This is a genomic window from Archangium sp. (genome assembly GCF_036389735.1).
Lineage (GTDB): Bacteria > Myxococcota > Myxococcia > Myxococcales > Myxococcaceae > Archangium.
On sequence record NZ_DASVWK010000974.1, the window covers coordinates 1 to 3,750 of the forward strand.

At 67.8% G+C, this 3,750-nt stretch carries 4 protein-coding genes; 2 read left to right on the forward strand and 2 right to left on the reverse strand.

Annotation, left to right across the window (positions count from 1 at the left end):
- Nucleotides 1-158: 158 nt before the first annotated feature.
- Nucleotides 159-1,202 carry a hypothetical protein gene (locus VF794_RS34670; protein ID WP_331117407.1) on the reverse strand — a complete coding sequence of 348 codons (1,044 nt, stop codon included), beginning with the start codon at nt 1,200-1,202 and terminating at the stop codon, nt 159-161.
- A 129-nt stretch (nt 1,203-1,331) separates the two neighbouring features.
- Here VF794_RS34670 and VF794_RS34675 point away from each other — a divergent pair, with 129 nt between their 5' ends.
- A complete protein-coding gene (locus VF794_RS34675) occupies nt 1,332-2,132 on the forward strand; it encodes an RDD family protein (protein WP_331117408.1) in 801 nt (266 codons plus the stop codon).
- Here the strand turns inward: VF794_RS34675 and VF794_RS34680 are convergent.
- Entirely contained in the window at nt 2,129-2,644 is a 516-nt protein-coding gene (locus VF794_RS34680; RefSeq protein ID WP_331117409.1) for a hypothetical protein, read from the reverse strand. The genes VF794_RS34675 and VF794_RS34680 overlap by 4 nt on opposite strands.
- Before the next feature lie 112 nt (nt 2,645-2,756).
- Between VF794_RS34680 and VF794_RS34685 the strand changes: the two genes are divergently transcribed.
- A partial coding sequence (locus VF794_RS34685) for a tetratricopeptide repeat protein (protein ID WP_331117410.1) occupies nt 2,757-3,750 on the forward strand: 994 nt, incomplete at its 3' end.

Sequence of the window (3,750 nt, forward strand, 5' to 3'; positions counted from 1 at the left end):
CGGAGGTGTTCCGCTTCGCCGGGCGGGTGATGTTCAAGGGACTGGAACGCAAGGGCGGGCTCGAAGTCTGGGAGCTGGTGGACGAGCACGGCGTGGGCAGGCTGTTCGCACAGCACCACGCCGCGGAATGGCTCCGGGCCCAGTGGCGGGCGGGCTGATTACAGCCGCTGGAGGGCGAAGCGCGAGCGGACCTTCATGCCGCCCATGCCCCCCATGGACTGGTCGATGGTCTGGGTGCCCTCGATGCGCATGAGCCGGCCGGCGGCCACGTCGAAGCCGCTGGTGGCGTCCACGTCCACCTTCATGCCCATGTCCCCGCCGCCCTGCATACCGCCCATGTTCGGGTCGCCCATGGAGTCCTGGTTGGCCATGGCCTCGGCCTGGGCGGTGGAGGTCTCCTGGGCCACGGTGGTGTGGAGCTGCGCGACGTTCTCCTCCACGGCGGAAAGGGTCGTCGCCATGGCGCCCATGGGCGTGGTCACCTCGTAGCGGCCGCCCGGCGTCATGTCGCCCTCGGGGAGCACCATCATCTCGAAGATCTCCTTGGGGAGCACGTCGATGCCGGGGTCCTCCTCCTTCACCTGCACGGCCTTGAGCGCCGGGGGCACCTTCTTCTCGTCCATCGCGAGGGAGATGGCGCCGGTCTTCGGGTTCACCGCGGCCACCACCTTGACCTGCGTGTCGCCGGCGGTCATCGAGGCACTGGCGCCCGTGGGGCCCGCCTTCACGTCGTGGACGCCCACCACGGTGCGATCCTCTTGAAGGTAGACCGTCACCATGCGGAAGAACTTCGCATGGCCCTTGCGGTCCACCTCGGCCTTCACCTTCTTGGCGGCGGCGGGAATCTTGTCGAGGGTGGAGATGCGCTTGTCGCCGCCGATCAACTCCATCTTCTCCAGGGTGAGCTCCATCTCGGCCGTGCCGTCCGGCCGCACCGCGAGCACCTTCTGGCTGAAGGTGGACTGGACCTTCATGCGGACGTTCATGCCGCCGGGGCCCATGTTCATGCCGGGCATGTTGGCGCCCATGCCGGGCATGTTGGCGCCCATGCCGGGCATCTTCATCTCGATGGTCGAGTCATCCTCATACTGGAAGCGGTGCACATCTCCCTTCTTCCACTGGTAGTTGAGCTCCACGGCGGAAGCGGAGCCGGAGACGAGAAGGGCCAGGGCGGCCGCGAGACTGCGAGGACCACTGCGCATAGGAATTCCCCCTCCCAAGGGCTGGCGGCGAACAGGGTGCCCGCCACCGCATTCGGGATTGTCACAAGGTACGGCGCTCTGGACGGGACGTCGCCCCAAATATTCTCGGCGCTGGCCTAGACTGGGGCCGTGACGGACACGCCCGACACCCTCCTCGACGGCACCCATGCCGTGCTCACCCCCGAGTACGTGGAGTTCCGTTTCACGCTCGCGGGCCTCTACTCGCGCTTCCTCGCGTGGCTGCTGGACGCGTTCATCGTCCTGGTCGGCACGGGCATGTTCCTCACCGGGCTGAGCCTCGTGATGCTCGCCTTCCCCGGCTTCGGCAGCGCGCTGGGCATCGTCGTCTACTTCCTGGTGGACTGGGGCTACGGCATCGCCCTGGAGACGGCCTGGAGCGGGCAGACGGTGGGCAAGCGCGTACTGGGCCTGCGCGTCATCCAGCAGAGCGGCGTGCGCATCGGCTTCTACCACGCGGCGCTGCGCAACCTGGCGCGCCCGGTGGACAAGCTGCCCCTGCTCTACCTGGTGGGCGGGGTGACGGCGCTGCTGTCGGGCTCGCACCAGCGGCTGGGGGACATGCTCGCCGGCACCATCGTGGTGCGCGAGCGTCGCCTCAAGGCCCCCTCGGCCATCGGGGCCACGGCGGGCGAGGGGCTGCTGGCGGATCCCCTCTTCGTCTCGCGGGTGAAGCGGCTGAGCGCCGAGACGCGGGAGGTGGTGCTCTCCGCGGCGCTGCGGCGCGAGGAGCTGCGGATGGAGGCCCGGCTGCGCCTCTTCTCGGCGCTGGGCACCAAGCTGCAGGAGTTGCTGTCGATGGAGAAGCCGGCCCACCTCTCGGACGAGAAGTGGACCCTGCTGGTGGCCGCGGCCCTGCTGCCCTCCCCGGTCACTCGGGCCGGGGGACGGGCGGCGCGCGCGGTGGCCTAGAAGTAGACGGCCGTGCCCGCGGACACGATGACCGACGTCTGCACGCGCTCCTCCAGCGACAGGTAGGCGTTGAACTGCGCCCGCGCCCCGATGCTGATGGAGTCCGAGACGAAGAAATCGAGGCCCGCGTTGGGGCCCACGCCGGCGAAGTTCGAGTCCCCCTGCGGCTTGAAGACGTGCAGGTAGCTCAGATCCGCGCCCACATAGGGACGGATGGACTCCTCCAGGAAGAGGTAGCGGATGCCCAACGAGGGAGCGAGCCCCACCACCCGCCGCCCGCTGATGGGGTCCGCCGGGAAGGCGATCTTCGTGAGCGACACCACCTCGAAGCCGTTCTCGATGTAGAGGCTGGCGTCGAAGCCGAGGAAGCCGGTGCTGGTGAGGCTGGCCGTGCCGTTGAAGCTCATGTAGCCCGCGGACACACCGAGGCTGCGGTTGGCGAACTGGGCGTGAGCGGGAGCGGCCGCGAACAGGGCCACCGAGAAGCCGAGGGCGGAGAGAAACGTGCGCATGGCGCCGGACTCTAGCGTCCCACGCTCGGGGTCTAAACCCCTGAAACCGTGGGCGTTCCCCCTCCAGGGGCGTTGATCCGGGAGGGGGGCCTCTCCTACACTCCCTCCGGTCATGTCTTCCCTTCGCTCCGCGCTCGTCATCCCCCTGCTCCTGGCTTCCGGCTGCATCACCACCCCGCCCCCCAACGAGCGGGCCCTGTACAACAACGAGATGTGTGCCCAGGAACTCGGGAAGGGAGACCTCAAGCAGGCCGAGATCTTCTGTGACCTGGGCCTGGAGTTCGCCCCTCAGTACGCGGACCTGTGGGTGAACAAGGGCCTCATCGCCATGTACGCCGGCAACAAGTCCACGGCGAAGGAGCACTTCATCAAGGCGATCCGCTTCAACCAGGAGCACGCCGCCGCCTACATGAACCTGGGCAAGCTGTACCTGGACGAGGGCGCCAACGGGAAGGCGCACGACAGCTTCCAGCGCGCGCTCAAGGTGAACCCGGACTACATCGAGGCCCGGTACAACCTGGGGCTCACCTTCATCAACCTGGAGAAGCTGGACAAGGCGGAGAAGGAGTTCCTCACCATCCTCGCGGTGAACCCCAACGTGGCCGAGGTCCACCACGACCTGGGCATCATCCGCTACCGCCAGGGCCGGATGGAGGAGACGGTGGACGAGATGCAGAAGGCCGTCCAGCTCGCCCCCAACCTGAACGCGGACTGGTGGAACGACCTGGGCGCGGTGCTGATGGAGCTCAGCCGCTTCCAGGAGGCCAAGGATGCCTTCGGCAGCTGCGTGGCCCTCAACCCCAAGCACCCGCAGTGCCTCAACAACTTGAGCATCTCCCAGCGCAAGGGAGCCCTCACGGACACGGCCCTCCGGGAGTTCCGCGACACGCAGAAGGCGCAGAACGACCCCTCCGCCCTCTTCATCCTGGGGCGCCAGTATAAGGAGAAGGGCCTGGTGCCCGAGGAGACGCGCGCCTACAAGGACTGCCTCAAGCTGGACGGCAAGTACGCCCCCTGCCACTACGGCCTGTTCCAGGTGTACTCGAGCGGCCACCAGCGCGAGAGCGCCGAGGTCGCCTGCAAGAACTTCCTGAAGTACGGCACCG

Excerpts from the sequence above, each read along its gene's own strand:
- VF794_RS34670 (WP_331117407.1), bottom strand. The coding sequence starts at position 1,202 with ATGCGCAGTGGTCCTCGCAGTCTCGCGGCCGCCCTGGCCCTTCTCGTC.
- VF794_RS34680 (WP_331117409.1), bottom strand. The coding sequence starts at position 2,644 with ATGCGCACGTTTCTCTCCGCCCTCGGCTTCTCGGTGGCCCTGTTCGCG.